Below are 19,578 nucleotides of genomic sequence, written 5' to 3' on the forward strand. Positions count from 1 at the left end.
CTGCCGCAGCCGTCAGGCCATCGCCGTCAGGCCGCCAGCCGGGCCCGGGCGGCGACGAAGGCGTCCACGGCCCGGTTCACGTCGTCCGTCGAGTGGGCGGCCGAGAGCTGGACGCGGATGCGGGCGCGGCCGTGCGGCACCACCGGGTAGGAGAAGCCGATCACGTACACGCCCTGGTCCAGCAGCAACTCGGCCATGCGGCTCGCCTCGGCGGCGTCGCCGATCATGACGGGGGCGATGGGGTGGTCGCCGGGCAGGACGTCGAAGCCCTCCTCGGTCATCCGGCGGCGGAAGAGCGCGGTGTTGGCGGCGAGCTTGTCCCGCAGGTCGCCCGCGGACTCCAGCAGGTCGAGGACGGTCAGCGAGGCCGCCGCGATGACGGGCGCGAGGGTGTTGGAGAACAGGTACGGGCGCGAGCGCTGGCGCAGCAGGGCGACGATCTCGGCGCGGGCGGCCACGTACCCGCCGGAGGCGCCGCCCAGCGCCTTGCCGAGGGTGCCGGTGACGATGTCGACGCGGTCCATGACGCCGTGCAGTTCGGGGGTGCCGCGGCCGGTCGGTCCGACGAAGCCGACGGCGTGCGAGTCGTCGACCATGACCATGGCGCCGTAGCGGTCCGCGAGGTCGCAGATCTCGCGCAGCGGGGCCACGTAACCGTCCATGGAGAACACGCCGTCGGTGACGATCAGGCGGCGCCGGGCGTCCTGGCTCTCCTTGAGCCTGGCCTCCAGCTCGGCCAGGTCGCGGTTGGCGTAGCGCAGGCGGCGGGCCTTGGACAGCCGTATGCCGTCGATGATCGACGCGTGGTTGAGCGCGTCCGAGATCACCGCGTCCCGCTCGTCGAGCAGCGTCTCGAACACCCCGCCGTTGGCGTCGAAGCAGGAGGAGTACAGGATCGTGTCCTCCTGCCCGAGGAAGGCCGACAGGCGGGACTCGAGTTCCTTGTGGACCTCCTGGGTGCCGCAGATGAAGCGCACGGACGCCATGCCGTACCCCCAGCGGTCGAGCCCGGCGTGGGCGGCGGCGATCACGTCGGGGTGGTCGGCCAGGCCCAGGTAGTTGTTCGCGCAGAAGTTGAGCACCTCGCCGGGGCGGCCGCCCGCGGTCACGCTCACCGTCGCGGACTGCGGGGTGCCGATCACGCGCTCGGGCTTGTGCAGCCCGGCGGCGCGGATCTCGTCGAGGTCGGCCCGCAGGTCGTCGCGTACGGAGTCGAACATGTCGGTTCCTTCCCGGAAGGGGGCGGGGGCGGGGGCTCAGCCGGCGGGCTCAGGCGGTCCAGTCGAGGATGACCTTGCCGCCGTGGCCGCTCGCCGCGTCGTCGAAGGCGGCCTCGAAGTCGCGGAAGCCGTACCGGCCGGTGATCACGGGCGTGAGGTCGAGGCCGCCCTCCAGCAGCACCGACATGGCGTACCAGGTCTCGAACATCTCCCGGCCGTAGATCCCCTTGAGGGTGATCATGGAGGTGACGATCCGCGCCCAGTCGACCGGGAACTCCTCCGTGGGCAGGCCGAGCATCGCGATCCGGCCGCCGTGCGTCATGTTGGCGACCATGTCGCGCAGGGCGTCGCGGTGACCGGACATCTCCAGGCCGACGTCGAAGCCCTCGCGCAGGCCGAGTTCGCGCTGGCCGTCGGCGATCGTGGCGCCGGACACGTTCAGCGCCAGGCTGACGCCGACCTTGCGGGCCAGGTCCAGGCGCTCCTCGCTCACGTCGGTGATCACGACGTGGCGGGCTCCGGCGTGCCGGGCCACGGCCGCGGCCATCAGTCCGATCGGGCCGGCGCCGGTGATCAGTACGTCCTCGCCGACCAGGGGAAAGGCCAGCGCGGTGTGCACGGCGTTGCCGAAGGGGTCGAAGATCGCGGCCACGTCCAGGTCGACCGGCGCCCGGTGCACCCACACGTTCGACGCGGGCAGCGCCACGTACTCGGCGAAGGCGCCGTCGCGGCCGACGCCCAGCCCGACCGTGGCGCGGCACAGGTGGCGGCGCCCGGCGAGGCAGTTGCGGCACTTGCCGCACACCAGGTGGCCCTCGCCGCTGACCCGGTCGCCGGGCCGGATGTCGGTGACGTCCCGGCCGGTGTCCACGACCTCGCCGACGAACTCGTGCCCGAGCACCAGCGGCGTCCGCACGGCCTGCCGCGCCCATCCGTCCCAGGACCGTATGTGCAGGTCGGTCCCGCAGATCCCGGTGCGCAGCACCTTGATGAGTACGTCGCCGGGGCCGATTTCCGGCTCGGGCACGTCCGTGAGCGCGAGTCCCGGCTCCGCCCTGTCCTTGACCAACGCCTTCAACGTCCCGGCTCCCGTCGTCCACTCCACCGCGGCAGGGCAGGACGAATCACGCCCCACGGCGGTCGCCCGACCGCGGCCGGGGCGTTCCCGGCTGCCGACGGGAGCAATCTTCCGCAGGGTCCCGGCCCCGGTCCATCGAGCTTTTCTTAAGCGCGGCCGCAGTTTTCCTTCAGGCCGCGGGCACGGAGGGAGCAGGAGACCTGGGCCCGTACCTCACCGGCCGACGCCGCCCGGGCGGCAGCGCTCATCTCTTAGACATCCCACCATTTGCGTCCAACTGAGCGCCGCATCTCCATCGACTTTGCTGCACACCTGTTGACGCCACCACAGGCCGGTGTCAGGCTGCGGCGGTCATCGGATGTCTTGGTCCCCTGTGGGCGGACCCGCGGGGTCGACGGTTCCCGGAGCACATATGAGATGGACGGCGTCAGCATGCAGAATCCTCGGTTCGGCGATGGCCTTCGGCCTGGCGGGCGCGGGAGCGCTGGGGATCACGGCGGCCCCCGCGCAGGCCGCGGACGGCGGCTCACCCGCGGTGGTGCTGTGGGCCGCGCCTGACGGCGACGCCGCGGCCTGCACCGCTCACACCCCCTGCTCGCTCACCACCGCCCAGGCGAAGGTGCGCACCCTTGAGTCCGGCGGGCAGGCGTCCGACGTCCGCGTCGAACTCCTCGACGGCACCTACCGGTTGGGCAGCACCTGGACGTTCGGCGCCGCCGACTCCGGCACGCCCGGCCACCCCGTGGTGTGGGAGGCGGCACCCGGCGCCCACCCGGTGATCTCGGGTGCGACCCGGGTGAACGGCTGGCAGGAGGTGGGGCACAGCGGTGTGTGGTCCGCCCACGTACCCCACGGCAGCGCGACCCGCCAGCTCTACGTCGACGGCAAGGAGGCCCCGATCGCCCAGGCCACCCCGGCCGCCCTGCACTTCTCCGGCAACTGGTCCGGCTCGGCCACGGGCTACGACCTGTCGGGCGACCCCACCGCGAAAGCCTGGTTCGCGAGCCTGACCCCCGCCGAGCTGGCCCGCGTCGAATTCGACTACCCGGCCGGCAACGGCGCGTGGACGGACTCCAAGTGCGGGGTCGCCTCGATGTCGGGCAGCACCCTGGCGATGGACCAGCCGTGCTGGCGCAACGTCACCGACATCGCCCCCTTCAGCCAGGGCACCGGCGGCCTGCCCTCGATGTCCACCTCGCAGCTGCCCGCCACGATCCAGAACGCACCGAGCCTCCTCGCGCCCGGCCACTGGTACCTCGACACGGCCGCGTCCACACTGCTCTACGCGCCGCCGAACGGCCGGATGACCGGCCTCGACGTCGAACTGCCCCGGCTGGAGAAGCTGGTGCAGGGCGCCGGCAGCCTCGCCCGGCCGCTGCACGACCTGACCTTCGCGGGGCTGCAGTTCTCCTACGCCACCTGGAACGCCCCCTCCCTGCCCACCGGCTTCGCGGACGTGCAGAGCAACCTGCACCGTACCGGCGCGACCAACCAGGGGCTGTGCACCTTCTCCGACCCCGCCGGCAGCTGCCCGTGGGGCGCGCTCACCCAGCCGCTGGCCAACGTCGCCTTCAGCGGGGCCAGCCGGGTCACGCTCACCGGAAACCGGTTCGTGGACCTCGGCGGGGCGGGCCTGAGCTTCATGTACGGCGGCACCCACAACGTCGTGGACGGCAACGAGTTCACCGCGATCGCCTCCACCGCGCTGTCCCTCGGCTGCACCTACGACCCGACCCCGGCGCAGACGCCCGCCTCGGTGATCGAGGCGAACTGCACCCCCGACCCGGACCTGGTCCGCGGTGACACGGTCGGCGAGAACGAGATCCTCGACCACACCACCGTCACCGACAACGTGATCCACGACGTCGGCACCGACTACCGCTCGGCCTGCGGCATCACGCTGCTCTTCAGCCGGCACACCGTGATCAGCCACAACGAGCTCTACGACCTGCCGTACACCGGCATCACCGCGGGCGTCATCCAGGGCCACGTCGACGAGGCCGCCCACCCGCAGAACTCCACCAACATCAACGCCGACAACACCCTCAGCGACAACCTGATCTTCGACGTCATGCAGGTCCTCGACGACGGCGGCGCGATCTACATGGAGGGCCACCAGGCCCAGTACGTGTACGCCGCCGACGGCACGATCGACGCGGCCGCGACGCTCGCAGGCGGCCTGCACGTCACTGGCAACGTTGTCTACAACGACGGCTCGCGCTTCAACGCCTTCTACGACGACGCCGGTTCGGAGTGGATCGGCTTCAGCGGCAACGTCGAGTTCCACCCACTGGACTCGCTCGGCGCCCAGGGCGGCTGCTCGGCCACCGGCCACTTCTGGGTCACCGGCAACTGGTTCTCCGACTCGGCGGGCTACTACATCTGCGACGGGCCGGTCGACTCCCACATCAGCGGCAACACCGCCATCCCCGCGTCCCCCGGACCGGACGACGTCCCCGTCTCCGTCCTGGCGAGTGCGGGCGTCACCGACGCGCACCAGGCGCTGGCCGGGAGCGTCCCGCTGCGCACGAGCTACATCTCCGCGCCCGCTCCGGTGTCCGCCGGCTCCGCCACTGACCGCGTGCTGATCGCGGGCGCCGGGTTCACATCGGCCACTGCGGTGTTCTTCGGCGGCCAGCAGGCGAGCGCGGTGCAGTTCGTCTCGCCCGGCTTCCTGATCGCCACCGTGCCCGCCGGGGCGGACGGCACGGACGTCACCGTGGGCCCGTACGTGCCGCGGCCGGTGATCACCAGCCCCGCGAACGGCGCCACCGGCCTGGCGGCGGCAATCGCCGTACGCGGCAGCGCGGTCGCGGGCAACACCGTGACGGTCACCGACAGCACCGACAGCACCTCGTGCACCACGACGGCCGGCCCCGACGGCACCTGGACCTGCACGATCAGCGGCGCCTCCGCCGGGCAGCGCACCCTGACCGCCGTCCAGTCCGACCCCGCCGGCGTCACCTCGAAGACGTCGGCCGCCGTACTGGTCTACGTCGGCACCCCGCCGGCCGCGGCCCGTATCAACGACACCGACCCGTCGATCGCCTACTCCGGCTGGGACTACCTGAACAACCGGGGCTTCGGCGACCTCGACGACGACGTCCACTACACCACGACGAACGGCAACAGCCTCAGCTCCACCTTCATCGGCACCGCCGTCACCGTCTTCGGCGAGGAGTACACCGACCAGGGCGACATCAGCGTCTCGATCGACGGCCACCCGGCCGTCGTGGTCGACACGGTGCCCGCCGACGGCGCCCGCCACGCCAACGCCCCCGTCTACAGCAGCGGCCCGCTCCCGGCAGGGGTCCACACGATCGTCGTCACCAAGCTCTCTGGTTCCTACGCCACGTTCGACGGCCTGGAGATCGACAACTAGATCGACACCCCGGTGAGCGGCGCCGCGCGCTGACGGGTCCGGGACCCACGCCACGGCGCCCGCCCCTGATGGGGCGGGCGCCGTGTTCATCGCGGTGCGGGGGCTTGTGCCGCGTGCGCGGCGAAGGTGGTCGCGCGGGTCACGTGGTGATCGCCGGGCTGGAGTTCTGCGGCATGCCCTGGCCCTGCGGGACGCCGCCGTGGGCGAGGTCCTGGGTGTAGAGCACGCCGGTGTTGGCCTGGAAGGCCACTTCCAGGACGATGCCGGGCACCGCGGTGATGGAAGGGCTGGTGCCGGCGCGCATGCCCAGCCGGGTGTTGAAGTTGATGTAGCTGCCGACTTCCCAGAGCAGGCCGGTGTCGGCCTGGAAGGCGGTCTCGTAACCACCCCCGGCCAGCGCGGTGTTGCTCGGGCTGGTGCCGGGCGCCATCGTGTACCCCTGCGGGACGCCGCCGCGCGTCAGGTCCTGGGTCCACAGGCCGCCGGTGTTGGCCTGGAACGCCACCTGGAAGTTGCCGTCCGAGGCCGCCGCGATGCTCGGGCTGGTGCCGGAGGCCATGCCGAGCTGGGTGTTGAAGTTGATGTAGCTGCCGACTTCCCAGAGCAGGCCGGTGTCGGCCTGGAAGGCGGTCTCGTAACCACCCCCGGCCAGTGCGGCGATGCTGGGGCTGGTGCCCGGCATCATCTGGTAGCCGAGCGGCACCCCGCCGGTCTGCGGGGTGTACGACCACAGTTGCCCGGTGTCGGACTGGAAGACCACCTTGAAACTGCCGTCGGGCGCGGCGGCGATGGCCGGACTGCTGTTGGGCATCATCCCCAACTGGGTGTTGAAGGTCAGCGCCGTGCCGGACACCGTCAGGACCGCGCGGCTGCCGGTCGGGCTGTTCGAGGCGAACGCCGTTTCGAAGCCGCCGCCCGGCAGGGAGGTGACGGCCGGGCTCGTGTTCTGCCGGATCGTCTGGCCCAGGTAGCCGGCCCCCGAGGGCGTCGACGTGTGCAGCAGGCCGCCGCCGAAGTCGCTGCTCTGGAACGCGATCTTCGGGGTGCCGGTGACGTTCCCGCCGTTGCCGTGGCTGACGGTGAAGTACCCGGTGCCGCCGATGCCGCCGGTCGTGGCGATGCCGCCGCTCGGGTCGGCCATGTCGATCGCGTTCGAGTTGGCGGCCGTCATGTAAGTGCCGTTGGACGCGGACCCGTTGAAGCCGGCGAAGCCGAAGTCGGGGAGCGGCACGATCCGGCCGGTGCTCGCGTCGGTGGGCGCCTCCAGGATGACCTCGGCGCTGGCGTTGGGCAGGAAGGTGGGCGAGGTGATCACCGTGTTCTGGGTCCACTGCTGCGTGATGTCGACCAGGCGCAGTGTGTACGTGTTCCGGTTGGCGACGCTGACCGTGGCGGTCATGTTGTCGCCGGGCTGCACGGGGTTGCCGTAGTAGATGGGCGCGGCGGGCGCCATCTCGTACCAGGCGGAATAGTGCGCGGCGCCGCCGGAGCAGGCCGCGAGCGTGCCGGTCTGCTCCACGTTGGGGAAGAAGGGCGCTCCCTGCGCGCCGTCGATCCCCACCCAGGTGGAGACCGCCCCGCCGCTGCGGCAGTCCACCCACGGCTGCACCCAGTTCGACGTCACACTGGCGATGGCGTCGTTGGCCGTGCTCTGTGCGTAGCCGGACCAGTTGCCGGAGGTGGCCGCGGGGTTGATGACGCCGCCGGGGCGTGCCGCGGCCCGGCCGGCCAGGTGGGCGGGGACCTGTGGGCGGGATTCGAGGTGCGGCTTCGTGCCGGTCTGGACGCCGGGCGCGGGGGCGGGCGCGGGACGGTGGTCCTGGCCGGCGGGAGCGGCGGTGGCGGCGCGCGCGGCGGCGGTGCCTGCGAGCGCGAGAGCCATGGACAACGCGAGGACGACGAGCGAACGCAACACGCGCACTGGGCAGCACTCCTCGACGGGAAGGGAACGAGCTGTCGCGCACTGCTCCCGGCCGCCATACGGTGACGGCCGGGCCGAGAACCGGTCGTGCCGCGGGTCACCGTTCCACGGTCACCCACATCGCTGAGCAGACCGTAACCACCCCGTTCGCCCGTCACAACACACATTTGTGCCGTTCCGCACGCACTTCGCGCCGCCGAGAATCCGAAGCCGCCACGGTCCGGCCCGCCTCGCGGGGGGGGCGGGGTCAGCGTAGTGGCGCGCCGACGTCGTGCATGTGGGTCAGGGCCTGTCGGTAGGAGGCGAGCAGCCCGGTCTCGGTGTACGGCACGCCCAGCCGGGCGCAGTGGGCGCGGACCAGGGGCTGGGCCAGGCGCAGGTGGGGGCGCGGCAGGCTCGGCATCAGGTGGTGCTCGACCTGGTAGTTGAGGCCGCCGAGCAGGAAGTCGGTGACCGGGTTGCCGCGGACGTTGCGGGAGGTGAGCACCTGCCGCCGCAGATGGCCCCACCGCGCGCCCTCCTCCGGCATCGCCATGCCCTTGTGGTTGGGCGCGAACGCGCAGCCCAGGTGCAGGCCGATCAGCGCGTGGTGCAGCAGCGCGAACACCACCGCCCGGGCCGGCGACAGCGCGGTCGGCAACAGGGCCGCGTACCCGGCGAGATGCGCGAGGAGCAGGCCGCCCTCCACCAGCCGGTCGCGCCACGACAGCCGCCGCAGGTCCTGGAAGCTCGCCACCTTCAGGGCCAGCCCTTCCAGCAGCAGCATGGGGAAGAACAGCCGCGCCTGGTGCTTGGTCAGCCAGCGCGCGAAGCCCTCCCGTTCCACCGCCTGGGCCCGCGACCACACCAGCGCGCCGACCTCCACGTCCGGGTCCTTGCCGACATGGTTGGGGTTCGCGTGGTGCCGGTTGTGCTTGTCCGTCCACCAGCTCGCGCCCATGCCCAGCAGCAGGTTGCCGTGCAGCAGGGCGAGCATCCGGTTGGCCCGCCGGCCCGCCGCGATCTGCTGGTGGCCCGCGTCGTGCCCGATGAACCCGGTACGCGCGGACAGCACCGCGGCGGGCAGCGCCAGCGCCGTGACCCACCACGAGCCGGTCCCGCCGACCAGCACCACCGCGGTCCACACCGCGGCCGTCGCCAGCGCGTTCACCGCGATCATCGCCGCGTACCAGCCGGTCCTGCGGCGCAGCAGCCCGGCGTCCCTGACCTGGCGCAGCAGCGGGGCGAACTCGCTGCCCGACGGCTCCGGCCGCGGCCGTACCGCCCGAGCCCGCTCGGCCCGCGGCGGCGGGGCCGACGCTACGGGAAGGGCGCTGCTGGATGCGGGCATGAGTGCTCCTCGGACGGCTTCAGGGGGCGCGAACGACGCAGATCGGCGGCCTTGCCCGGCCGCACCCACGACGCTACGAACCGGCGCCCGTCCGCGGCCATGACGCCTCCACCCGGCCATTGCGGGGGCCCACCCACCGGAGCACCGGGGGAAAACCCCACCCGGGCCCGGCCTGTGCAGCGTGACGACTGCGGAGGGCGGTGCTTCGGCCATGCAACCTTGCCAGGGTCACATCACCTTGTAAGCCGAGGTTCGCCATGCCCGGGCGTGACGGACGTCCGGCCGCTGCTGCCCAGGGCGATCCGGAGCAGCAGGTCGGCTGCGCCGGTCGGCCGCCGGTCCTCGGCCCACACGGCGTGCAGCCGACGGCGCAGGTCCGCGTCGCCGATCGGCACCTCCACGACGCGGCCGGCAGCGAGGTCCTCGCGCACTGTCACCGCGCTGAGCACCGCCGGGCCCGCGCCGTCGGCCACAGCGGCGCGCACCGCCGCGTTCGCGTCCAGCACCATCAACGGCCTTGCCGGCTTGACGCCCGCGCCGGCCAGCAAGCGCTCGATCGTCTCGCGGGTGCCCGACCCCGGTTCGCGCACGATCAGCCGGGTGCGGGCCAGTTCGGCCAAGTCCACCGGTTCGTCGCGTCGCGCCCATGGGTGGCCCGGGGCCACCACGACGGCCAGCCGGTCGGAGGCGACCTGGCAGGAGCCGAGCCCGGGAGGCACCGTGGGCGCCTCGACGAAGCCCAGGCCGATCTCGCCGGCCGTGACCAGCGCTGCGACCTGCTCCGAATTGGTCACTTTGAGGCTGACCAGCACGTCGGGCGAGGTTTGCCGCAGCGCACCGATCCACCGCGGCACGAAGTGTTCGGCCAAGGTCATGCTGGAGGCCAGCCGCAGGTCGGTCTCGCGCTCGCCGCGCAGCGCGGCCGCACCCGCGAGCAGCGCGTCGAGTTCGTCGAGCACCTTCCCGGCCCACTGGCACACCGCCTTGCCCTCCACGGTGAGCGCCGAACCGCGCGTGTCCCGATCGACCAGACGGAGGCCAAGAAGCCGCTCGAGCTGGCCCAGGCGCTTGCTCGCCGCAGGCTGGCTGATCCCCATCCTCTCGGCCGCCCGGCCCAGGCTGCCCGTCTCCGCCACGAGCGTCAGCAGCGTGAGACTGGTGGGGTCCGGTGGCGACGCACTCATAACCGGGGATTATCGCCGCATTCCCGATGGGTGGCTACCGGCGTCCTTGTCCGCCGAGCAGGATGAACGGCGCGACCTCCTGATCCGGTCGACGAGTCGCGGGCTCGCACCGTGTGGAGCACAGTTGTTGCCGTGGGCCGCAGCATCTTCTGACGCGTATGCGCCGGCGGAGCGCGCGCGGGCTCGTACTGCGCCCACGCCGTGCAGTCTCGACGGCCCCGCCCCGAGCGCAGTGGAATGGACCCCCTCATGTCTCATCACCTCGATACACCGCTGGCGGCACAGAACGGCCAGCTGTTCCTTGACGACCTCTATGCCTTTCCCGGCGAGAACAGCACCGTGTTCGTGATGGACGTCAACTCGAACATCACCGGTGTCTACGCCGAGCCGGGCTTCCATCCCGAGGCCCGCTACGAGTTCAAGGTCCACGTCGACGGCGCCGACCAGGAGAACCTCACCTACCGTTTCGCGTTCGCCGGGCCCGACTCGGCCGGCCGGCAGAACCTGCGGCTCGAGGTCCTGACCGGCGACGACGCGCGCGAGGACGCCGCCGAGGGCAGGCTCGTGCTGGAGGGGCGCACCGGCGAGACGGTGGCGGGCGACGGTGTGCGGGCGTGGGCCGGACGCATCGCCGACTCGTTCTACATCGACTTGTCCCTGCTCGCCCTGGTGAACGAGGCGGTCGGCAAGGGCACGGCCGTCGACCTGTCCGGCTGGCAGCCGGGACGGGCGAAGAACACCTTCGCCGGGACCACCGTGGAAACCATCGTGCTGGAGATCTCGCACGAGCATCCGGTGCTGCGTCCGGGCACCCGGATCGGGCTGTGGGCGGCGACCAAGCTGGCCACCGACGCGGGCGGCTGGCGGCAGATCAACCGCGCCGGCCATCCGATGATGTGGCCGATCTTCTGGCCGGGCGACACCGACTTCTCCAACCCGGCCAACACCCGGCATCCGTCCGAGGACCGCGCGGCCGCCGGCGCGTTCATCGCGGAGCGCGTCACCGCCGTGGTCGCGGCCACCGGCACCTCGACCGACCCTGAGGGCTACGGCCAGGAGGTGGCCCGGCAACTGCTGCCCGACGTACTGCCCTACGTCGTCGGCAGCCCCGCTCAGTACGGATTCGCCGCGCGCAACGGGCGCACCCTGGCGGACAACGCGCCGGAGGCGATGCTCTCGCTGGTGACCAACATGGGCGTGCCCGCAGGGCTGACCCCGGCCACCGCGGCGCAGGCGCGCCGCGCCGATTTCCCGTACGTCGTCCCCGTCTGAGCAGGACGGGCACTCGACGGGCGGCGGGGAGAGCGCCCGCTGCCTCGGCGCCTCCTTCGGCTCGGGAAACGCAGCAGGCCGGCCGGTCAGGGGACCGGCCGGCCTGATCGGCTCCCGATGGTTCCGGGAGCCGGGGGGTGGTTCAGTTCGGGCTCGCCCTATAGCGGGCGCCTGTCAGGAGGCGGTGCAGGTGAGGGCGGGGGCGCTGATGGTGCCGCTCGCGGTTCCCTGGAGGCCGAAGCTCGTGGAGCCGGCGGGCGCCAGGGCGCCGTTGTAGGAGAGGTTCTTGGCGGTCACCGAGGTGCCGGTCTGGGTGATGGTCGCGTTCCAGCCGCTGGTCTCCTGCACGCCGGACGGCAGGGTGAAGGCGATGTTCCAGCCGTTGATCGCCGTGCTGCCGGCGGTCACGGTGATCGTGGCGGTGAAGCCGCCGGACCAGGAGTTGTCGGTGTGCCAGGTGGCGGTGCAGCCGTTGCTGCCGGTGCCGCCGGTGGTGCTGCCCGAGGTGGTGCCGGACGTCGTTCCCGTGGTCGTACCGGAGGACGTACCGCTCGACGTACCCGACGAGGTGCCGCTGCTCGTGCCGGACGACGTACCCGACGACGTACCGCTCGACGTACCCGAGGACGTACCCGACGAGGTGCCGCCCGTGGAGCCGGTGCCGCCGAAGGTGGGGGCCTTGATGGAGGTCAGGTAGCCGTCCTTGACGGTGTCGACGGTCTGCCAGTCGTCCTTGAGGATGCCGCCGGTGTCACCGGAGTCCGGGTTCCAGGACCAGAAGGTCCAGCTGAAGCTGTCACCGCCATTGGCGGAGGTGGGCAGCATGTAGTCGACCAGCGCCTTGAGCCACTGCTGGTCGGTCGTGGACTGCAGGGTGGTGCCGAACTCGCCGACCCACACCGGGGCGATATTTTGCTTGAAGAGGTAGCCCCAGTACTTGTCCCATATGCCAGGCATGTTCGACGGGAAGCTGGGGTCGGTGAACCAGGTCTGCTGGGCGACGGACGTGGCGTAGTCGTGGGCCGAGTAGACCACGCGGTTGGCCACGTTCAGCTGGACCGGGTACTGGCCGGCGCCCATCAGGTTGCCACCCCACCAGCCGGAGGTGCCGTTGAAGGTCTGGATGCCCTCGACGAAGATCAGCAGGTTGGGGTTGACGCCCAGGACCGCGTTGCCGGCCCGCTCGGCGGCCAGCCGCCAGTCGATCGTGGTGTCGCCGCAGCCCCAGCAGGCCGGGTCGTGCGGCTCGTTGTGCAGGTCGATCCCGACGACCGCGGTGTTGCCCTGGTAACGGGTGGCCAGCGCCTTGAGGTTGGTCAGCCAGGTCGACTCGGGTACGGAGCTGGTGTACCAGAGGGCGGACTGCCCGCTGGAGTCCGGGCGGTGCCGGTCCAGGATGACCCGCAGGCCGATCGAGCCCGCGTAGTTGACGATCTTGTCCATGATCTGCAGCGGGCTGAGGCCCTGCAGATCGGTGTTCATGTTGTAGAAGTTGATGCTGTTGGCCGTGGCGCCCGGCTTGAAGATGTCGTCGCTGTACGGCAGCCGGATCGTGTTGTAGCCCAGCGACTTCATCTGGTCGATCATGCTCTTGTAGTCACGCGACCAGAGGCCGTGCACGACCTCGTTCGACGTCTCGAAGCCGAACCAGTTGATGCCGGCGATACGTACCGGCTGGTTACTGGAGTCCAGGATGTCGCGCCCGCTGGTGTGCCAGTAGCCGGTGCCCGCGCCGGCCGCGGCCGGTGCGGCGACGGCGGCGCGGGCGGGCGACTGGCCGGTCAGGGACAGCAGGGCGAACAGCGCGGCGGCGAGCGCCGCGGCCAGGAGCGCCCGCACCCGGTTCGGCCCTCGCCAGGCATGCAGACGGCTCAGGGGGCTCGACGAGCCCGGGGAAACGACCACGGTGCGTGTCCTCTCGGTGGGGGGAACGGTGGGAGCGCATGGGTCGAGGTGTGCTCTGTGGGGGGATTTCTTCAGTTCGTGGTGCGCGGCGACCGCGGGAGCCGGTGTGGGAGCGCTCCCAAGGCGCATCTGTATGGAACCGACGCCACATGTTGGACGTCAAGGGGGAAGGCGGCATTCAAGAAGTGAATCGATGGCCGGTGGAGATGAGTTGGCCATGGGTTAGGCTTGCCTAACCGGATACGGGTCCGGTACTCGGTCCGGTACCGGGGATCGGTCCGGAACGAGCCGGAACGGTCCGGAACGAGCGAGCCGAGCGAGAGAGCGGGGCGAGGCCATGACGACCGCGGCGGAACGACCCGAGCGCAGGACCCCGACCGCCAAGCACGCCACCGTGGTGCGCACCGAGCGGCTGACGCCGCACATGGTGCGGGTGGTGCTGGCCGTCGACCCGGCCGCCGATCTGGCGGTCGGCGCGTACACCGACCACTACGTCAAGCTGGTCTTCCCGCCCGCGGGCACGACCTACCCCGAGCCGCTGGACCTGGCGGCCGTCCGTCGCGACCTGCCGCGCGAGCAGTGGCCGCGGACCCGTACGTACACCGTACGGGCCTGGGATCCCGCCGCCCGCGAGATGACGGTGGACTTCGTGGTGCACGGCGACGAGGGGCTGGCCGGGCCGTGGGCGGCGCGGGTACGACCGGGCGAGGGCATCTGGTTCCTCGGGCCGGGCGGCGGCTACGCCCCCGATCCGGCGGCCGCCTGGCACCTGCTCGCCGGGGACGAGAGCGCGCTGCCGGCCGTCGCCGCCGCGGTGGAGCACCTGCCGCCGGGCGCGCTCGCGAAGGTGTTCGTCGAGGTGGCCGGGCCGCAGGAGGAGCAGAAGCTCGACGCCTCCGGCGAGGTCGAGGTGGTGTGGGTGCACCGCGGCGACCGGCCGGTCGGCGCCGCACTGGTCGAGGCGGTCACCTCGGCCGGCCTGCCGGACGGCGACGTCCAGGTCTTCGTGCACGGCGAGGCGCATTTCGTACGGGAGCTGCGGCGCTGGCTGCGGCTGGACCGCGGGGTGCCCCTCGAGCGGCTGTCCGTCTCCGGCTACTGGCGGCGCGGCAGCGACGAGGACGGCTGGCAGTCCTCCAAGCGGGAGTGGAACGCGGAAGTCGAGCGGGAGCAGGAGCGGGCCGAGGGCTCGGTGCGTACGGTCGGTGTCCGCGCGGCGCCTTCCCGTACGGTCCCGCGAACGGTCCGACCGCGGGTGGGCCGCACCTGCTCCGTACGACCCGCCCCGCTCCGTACGGCCGCCTCCGCGCCTCACTCCCCCGGCCTCACACCGCCTTCTGGTACGCCCGGAACGTGCGGGTCGACAGCCACACCGCGGCCGCCGCGAGGGCCAGCAGAGCGCCGCCGCGGCCGAGGACCCGGGCCCAGTCGGGGTCCGCGGTCATGGCCGAACGGCTAGCCACCAGGGCCCAGTTGACCGGGTTCGCGCTCGCGGCGTGCCGCATCCAGGACGGCATCAGGGCGGGCGCCATGAAGGCGGAGGACAGGAAGGTCAGCGGCAGAAGGAGGAAGGTGTTGACGCCGATGATGCTCTCCCGCTGCCGTACCAGCATGCCCAGCGCGTTGGAGCAGGCGCCGAAGACCGTGCCGAGCAGCACCGAGGCGGCGACGAGCACGAGCAGGCCGGGGACGCCGCCCGGGTAGTGCGCCCCGCCGAGCCGGCCGATCAGTACGATCAGCGCCGACTGGGCGGCGGTGGTGATCCCCTGCTGCACCACATTGGCGTTCATCAGTGCGGCCCGGCTGACCGGGGTGACCAGGAACCGGTTCAGCGTGCCGCGCTCGATCTCCTCCAGCGTGCCCATGCCCGCCCACATCGTGCTGGACACCGCGCTCATCACCACCACGCCGGGCACCAGATAGTCCAGGTAGGTCCCCGACGCGGTGAAGCCGGGCAGCTCCACCACCTTGCGGAACAGCGAGCCGAAGAGGAACAGCCAGATCACCGGCTGGATCAGGGTGATCACCACGTACGCGGGCTGCCGCGCGATCGCCATGAGCTGACGTTGCGTCATATACCAGGTCTGGCCCAGGACTCCGGACCGGATGGAAGCAGCGGACGGTCGCGGGGCGGCGGTTGCGGCGCTCATCGGGCACCTCCGGCGGCGGCAGCGGGCAGGGGGGCGGGCGCGGTGTCGGCCTCGTGGAAGCGGCGGCCCGCGTACCGCAGGTAGACGTCGTCCAGGGAGGGCCGGGCCACGGTGACCGAGGCCACCGCCGCGCCCTGGCGCTCCAGCGCGGCCAGCACGTGCGGCACCGTGGCCGGCCCGTCGTCGGCGCGGGCGCTGACCCGGCGGCCGTCGACCACCGTGTCCCGTACGCCCGCGAACTCGCCCAGCGCGGCCCGCAGCAGCCCGGCCGTCACCGGGTCCGGGGCCTGCGCGAGTTCCACGTGGACGGCGTCGCCGCGCAGTTCGCCCTTGAGGTCGGCCGGGGTGCCCTCGGCGACCACCCGGCCGCGGTCGACGATCGCGATGCGTTCGGCGAGCCGGTCGGCCTCCTCCAGGTAGTGGGTGGTCAGCAGGATGGTCAGCCCCTCCTCGCCGGCCAGCCGGCCGATCTCCTCCCACATGGCCGTGCGCGCCTGCGGGTCGAGTCCGGTGGTCGGCTCGTCCAGGAACAGCACCTGCGGGCGGTGCATCAGGCCAAGCGCCACGTCGAGGCGGCGCTGCATGCCGCCGGAGTACGTCCGTACCGGCCGGCCGGCGGCCTGCGTCAGATCGAATCGGGCGAGCAGTTCGGCGGTCCGGGCGGCAAGTGCGGCGCCGCGCAGCCCGTACAGCCGGCCCTGGAGCAGCAGGTTCTCCCGGCCGGTGGCGACCGGGTCGGCGCCCGACTTCTGCGCGACCACGCCGATGGCGCGGCGCACCCGGTCCGGGTGCCGCAGGACGTCGCGCCCGGCGACCATCGCGGTGCCGGCGTCGGGGCGGGCCAGGGTGGTGAGGATCTTGACGGTGGTGGACTTGCCGGCGCCGTTCGGGCCGAGCAGGCCGACGACGGTGCCGGCGGCGACGGTCAGGCTCAGGCCGTCGAGCGCCGTCACCCCGCCGGGGTAACGCTTGGTCAGGTCGTGCGCCGCTACCGCGGGCGCGGGGCTGGTCATGGGTGGCCCTCCGCTAGGGGGTTGCCGGTCGTTACCGGCGAGGGACGGGGTCCGTCCGGCGGGGCGCGGATGTACGGACACAGGTGCGTACGGGCATGCCTGTGTACGTGCGCATGCCTGTCCGCGTATGTGCGGGCGTACCTGCCCGGGTGCGTACGTGGTCGGTACGCGGCCGGGCGCGCCGGGCGCCGGAGTACCGGGCGTCGTGCGGAGGAGAGCCGGGCTATCGTGGGTGTGCCGCACCTCGAATCGCCCGTGCGCCGCTCCGCGCGGCGCCGGCGGTGGTCCCGGGCCGCAGGGCCCGGGGACGGTGTGCCCGGTGTCCGCTGTTGCCGCAGCGGGCGCCGGGTTTTTTGTGACGGTGTGTACGGCGGCGGGTTCGCGCCGGGTCCCGTGGTCAGGTTTTCCGCATCAGGGCCTCCGTGTCGGTCCCTCCGGGTCGGCCGCGTGGGCCACATCCGTCGTATCGGCTGCCGTGCCGTACGGGTCGCCCGGGTCGCGGGCCGGGGCAGATGACGGATCCACGTCCGTATCCGGGGCCGATTCCGAGTCCTGGTCCGTATCCGAGGCCGGATCCGCGTCCGTACCCGGAGCCGATTCCGCGGGCGCGTCCGGAGCGGCGCCCGCCCCGTCGGGCAGGTCCGGGTCCGTACCCGGGGCGGCGCCCGCGTCGGCGCCCAGGTCCGGGTCCGTGTCCAGGTCCGCCCAGCCCTCCGGTACGTGGCCGGTGTCGTGCCAGGTGCGCCACTCGCGGGCGCCGCTGAGCGTGCCGTCGGCGAGTTCGGCGAGCAGGCCGCGGACCCAGGTGGCCTCGGCCTCGGTCCGGTGGAGCTGGTACTCGGTCTCGATCAGGAAGATGCGCGGCAGGCGGCCGGTCAGCCCGGCCAGGGCTTCCCGTACGCCCGCGGCGTGCGCCTCGAGCGCGTCGGCCCGCCGGGCGAGGAGGTCGGCCGCCTCGTCCGGGTGAAGTGCGCCGATCAGGGAGAGCGCGGCCTCGAAGAGCGGGTACTCCTTGACCGGGACCGCCACGAGTTCGGCGAGCCAGTCGTGGGTCTCGGCGCGGCCGGCGGGGGTGAGGCCGTAGAGCGTCCGCTCGGGGCGGTTGCCCTCCCGCTGCACTCCGGCGACCTCGACGAAGCCGTGCTTTTCGAGGTTCTGCACGACGGTGTAGAGGGAGCCGTAATTGATCTTGATGCTGTCCTCCTTGCCGCGGTGGCGCAGCAGGCGGGCGATCTCGTACGGGTGCATGGGCCGCTCGTTGAGGAAGACCAGGACCGCCAGGGCCAGGGGATTGGAGAGCTTGCGCCGGGCCGCCGTCGTCCTCACCTCCCTCGGGGTGTCACGGGTGCCGCGGATGCGGTACGGCAACGACAACTCGTTGCCGTATATCCGTGACCGAGCATATCGCGTCTCACGCTCGCGTCAACCGCGATGTATCGCGTATTTCGGCCCGGTGAGGACTTGGGCGCCGACCCGACATGGCGGTGTCATCGCGGCGAAACACCTGGTCCCTAATTTCTGTCGCCCGACAGGAATACGGGATTCATACGGGACAGGGGGCTCCCCATGACCGCCACCGCACCCTCCGGGGTCCGCCCAGGACCGCCCGACGACCGGGCGGACGCCGCCGGCCTGGCCGGCTTCGGCTACCACCAGGAACTGCACCGCAGTCTCGGCCGCTACGCGTCCTTCGCGGCCGGCTTCTCCTTCATCTCCGTGCTGACCACGGTCTTCCAGTTCTTCGCGTTCGGCTACTCCTTCGGCGGGCCGCGCTTCTTCTGGACCTGGCCGGCCGTGCTGGTCGGCCAGTTGCTGGTGGCGGCCTGTTTCGCCGAGCTCGCCGCCCGCTACCCGATCTCCGGCGCCGTCTACCAGTGGTCGAGCCGGCTGAGCAACGCGGTCTTCGGCTGGTACGCGGGCTGGATCATGGTGCTGGGCCAGATCGTGGTGGTGGCCGCCGCCGCGCTGGCGCTGCAAGTGGTGCTGCCCGCGGTCTGGTCCGGCTTCCAGGTGGTCGGCACCGACACCTCGCCGCTGTCCTCCGACGGCGCGGCCAACGCGGCCGTGCTCGGCATCGTGCTGCTCGTGGTCACCACGGCGGTCAACCTGCTGGACAACAAGGTGATGTCGGCGGTGAACCGGGTCGGGGTCACCGCGGAGATCGCCGGCGCCGTGCTGATCGTCGTCCTGCTCTTCGCGCACTCCGGGCGGACGCCCGCGGTGACCGTGCACGGCGGGGGCGGGACGTCGGCACTGCTGGTCGGGTCGTTCGCCGCGGCCTATGTGATGATCGGGTTCGACAGCGCGGGAGAAATGAGCGAGGAGACCCGCCACCCGCGGCGGGTGGCGCCACGTACGATCCTGTCCGCCCTGGTCGCGGCCGGCGTACTCGCCTCGCTGCTGGTGCTGGCCGCGCTGCTCGCCGCGCCCAGCCTCACCGACGGGCGCCTGGGGACGGACGGGCTGTCGTACGTGCTCACCAGCCGGCTCGGCGGCACGCTCGGGCGGGTGCTGCTGTGCGACGTGGCGCTGGCGGTGACCGTGGCGACGCTCGCCATCCAGACGTCGGCGACCCGCATGCTCTTCTCCATGGCGCGGGACGGGGCACTGCCCTTCGCACCCGTACTGGCCCGGGTCTCGCCGCGCACCGGCCAGCCGGCCGCCCCCACCCTCGTGGTGGGCGCTCTGTCGGCGGCCCTGCTCCTGCTCAGCTTCGCCTCTCCCGAGGCATGGCTGGCCATCGGCACCACCTGCATCGTGATGCTCTACCTCGCCTACTCCATGGTCACCGGCCCCCTCCTGCTGCGCCGCCTGCGCGGCGAACTCCCCTCCGGCACCGACGAGTCCGGCGCCCCCCTCTTCTCCCTCGGCCGCTGGGGCGTCCCCGTCAACCTCCTCGCCCTCCTCTACGGCCTCACCATGACCGTCAACCTCGCCTGGCCCCGCGCCGCGGTCTACGACCCGTCAGGCGGCCACTGGTACTTCCAGTGGTTCTCCCCGCTCTTCGTCCTGGTGAGCGTGTCCTTGGGCTTCCTCTGGCGGCTCCTCGCCTCCCCGCACGGCCGCACGGCGGAGGCGGACCCCGCGCCGGCGCTCGCGGACGCACCGGGCGCGGAGGCGTGA

11 protein-coding genes and 2 pseudogenes are annotated in these 19,578 nt (G+C 72.2%); 4 read left to right on the forward strand and 9 right to left on the reverse strand.

The window, feature by feature from the left end:
* Positions 1-26 precede the first annotated feature (26 nt).
* Both ITX44_RS33470 and tdh read right to left on the reverse strand, forming a co-directional pair.
* Positions 27-1,220, reverse strand: a complete 1,194-nt coding sequence (locus ITX44_RS33470) for a glycine C-acetyltransferase (RefSeq protein ID WP_205362335.1) — start codon at positions 1,218-1,220, stop codon at positions 27-29.
* Positions 1,221-1,269: 49 nt separating this feature from the next.
* Positions 1,270-2,298 (reverse strand): L-threonine 3-dehydrogenase, encoded by a 1,029-nt coding sequence (gene tdh / locus ITX44_RS33475; RefSeq protein ID WP_205362602.1) that lies wholly within the window; start codon positions 2,296-2,298, stop codon positions 1,270-1,272.
* A 454-nt stretch (positions 2,299-2,752) separates the two neighbouring features.
* On the opposite strand from tdh, the gene ITX44_RS33480 reads away from it, so the two are divergent.
* Positions 2,753-5,680: an Ig-like domain-containing protein gene (locus ITX44_RS33480; protein WP_205362337.1), complete on the forward strand. Its 2,928-nt coding sequence runs from the start codon at positions 2,753-2,755 to the stop codon at positions 5,678-5,680.
* A gap of 139 nt (positions 5,681-5,819) precedes the next feature.
* On the opposite strand, the gene ITX44_RS33485 is transcribed toward ITX44_RS33480, so the two are convergent.
* From ITX44_RS33485 to ITX44_RS33495, 3 genes are all read right to left on the reverse strand, one after another.
* Positions 5,820-7,601, reverse strand: a complete 1,782-nt coding sequence (locus tag ITX44_RS33485; RefSeq protein WP_205362339.1) for a G1 family glutamic endopeptidase — start codon at positions 7,599-7,601, stop codon at positions 5,820-5,822.
* 247 nt (positions 7,602-7,848) lie between these two features.
* A complete protein-coding gene (locus tag ITX44_RS33490; RefSeq protein WP_205362341.1) occupies positions 7,849-8,931 on the reverse strand; it encodes a fatty acid desaturase family protein in 1,083 nt (360 codons plus the stop codon).
* Positions 8,932-9,164: 233 nt separating this feature from the next.
* Positions 9,165-10,115, reverse strand: a complete 951-nt coding sequence (locus ITX44_RS33495; protein ID WP_205362343.1) for a LysR family transcriptional regulator — start codon at positions 10,113-10,115, stop codon at positions 9,165-9,167.
* Positions 10,116-10,364: 249 nt separating this feature from the next.
* On the opposite strand from ITX44_RS33495, the gene ITX44_RS33500 reads away from it, so the two are divergent.
* Positions 10,365-11,387, forward strand: coding sequence for a DUF4331 family protein (locus tag ITX44_RS33500; RefSeq protein WP_205362345.1), 1,023 nt, complete (start codon positions 10,365-10,367; stop codon positions 11,385-11,387).
* A gap of 174 nt (positions 11,388-11,561) precedes the next feature.
* Here ITX44_RS33500 and ITX44_RS33505 read toward each other — a convergent pair whose 3' ends face one another.
* Positions 11,562-13,214, reverse strand: coding sequence for a cellulase family glycosylhydrolase (locus ITX44_RS33505; RefSeq protein ID WP_372441071.1), 1,653 nt, complete (start codon positions 13,212-13,214; stop codon positions 11,562-11,564).
* A 415-nt stretch (positions 13,215-13,629) separates the two neighbouring features.
* Here ITX44_RS33505 and ITX44_RS33510 point away from each other — a divergent pair.
* Positions 13,630-14,475: pseudogene (locus ITX44_RS33510) on the forward strand (siderophore-interacting protein); the annotation flags it as partial.
* 142 nt (positions 14,476-14,617) lie between these two features.
* On the opposite strand, the gene ITX44_RS33515 reads toward ITX44_RS33510, so the two are convergent.
* The 3 genes and pseudogenes from ITX44_RS33515 to ITX44_RS33525 all read right to left on the reverse strand — a co-directional run.
* The gene (locus tag ITX44_RS33515; RefSeq protein ID WP_236062168.1) at positions 14,618-15,367 is read right to left on the reverse strand and encodes an ABC transporter permease; all 750 of its coding nucleotides are present in this window, start codon (positions 15,365-15,367) and stop codon (positions 14,618-14,620) included.
* A gap of 71 nt (positions 15,368-15,438) precedes the next feature.
* Positions 15,439-16,455: an ATP-binding cassette domain-containing protein gene (locus tag ITX44_RS33520; RefSeq protein WP_205362360.1), complete on the reverse strand. Its 1,017-nt coding sequence runs from the start codon at positions 16,453-16,455 to the stop codon at positions 15,439-15,441.
* Between the two features lie 684 nt (positions 16,456-17,139).
* A pseudogene (locus ITX44_RS33525) lies at positions 17,140-17,781 on the reverse strand (PadR family transcriptional regulator); the annotation flags it as partial.
* Positions 17,782-18,021: 240 nt separating this feature from the next.
* Between ITX44_RS33525 and ITX44_RS33530 the strand changes: the two are divergent.
* The gene (locus ITX44_RS33530; protein WP_205362363.1) at positions 18,022-19,578 is read left to right on the forward strand and encodes an amino acid permease; all 1,557 of its coding nucleotides are present in this window, start codon (positions 18,022-18,024) and stop codon (positions 19,576-19,578) included.

Origin of the sequence: Actinacidiphila acididurans (assembly GCF_016918855.1) — a bacterium.
GTDB lineage: Bacteria > Actinomycetota > Actinomycetes > Streptomycetales > Streptomycetaceae > Actinacidiphila > Actinacidiphila acididurans.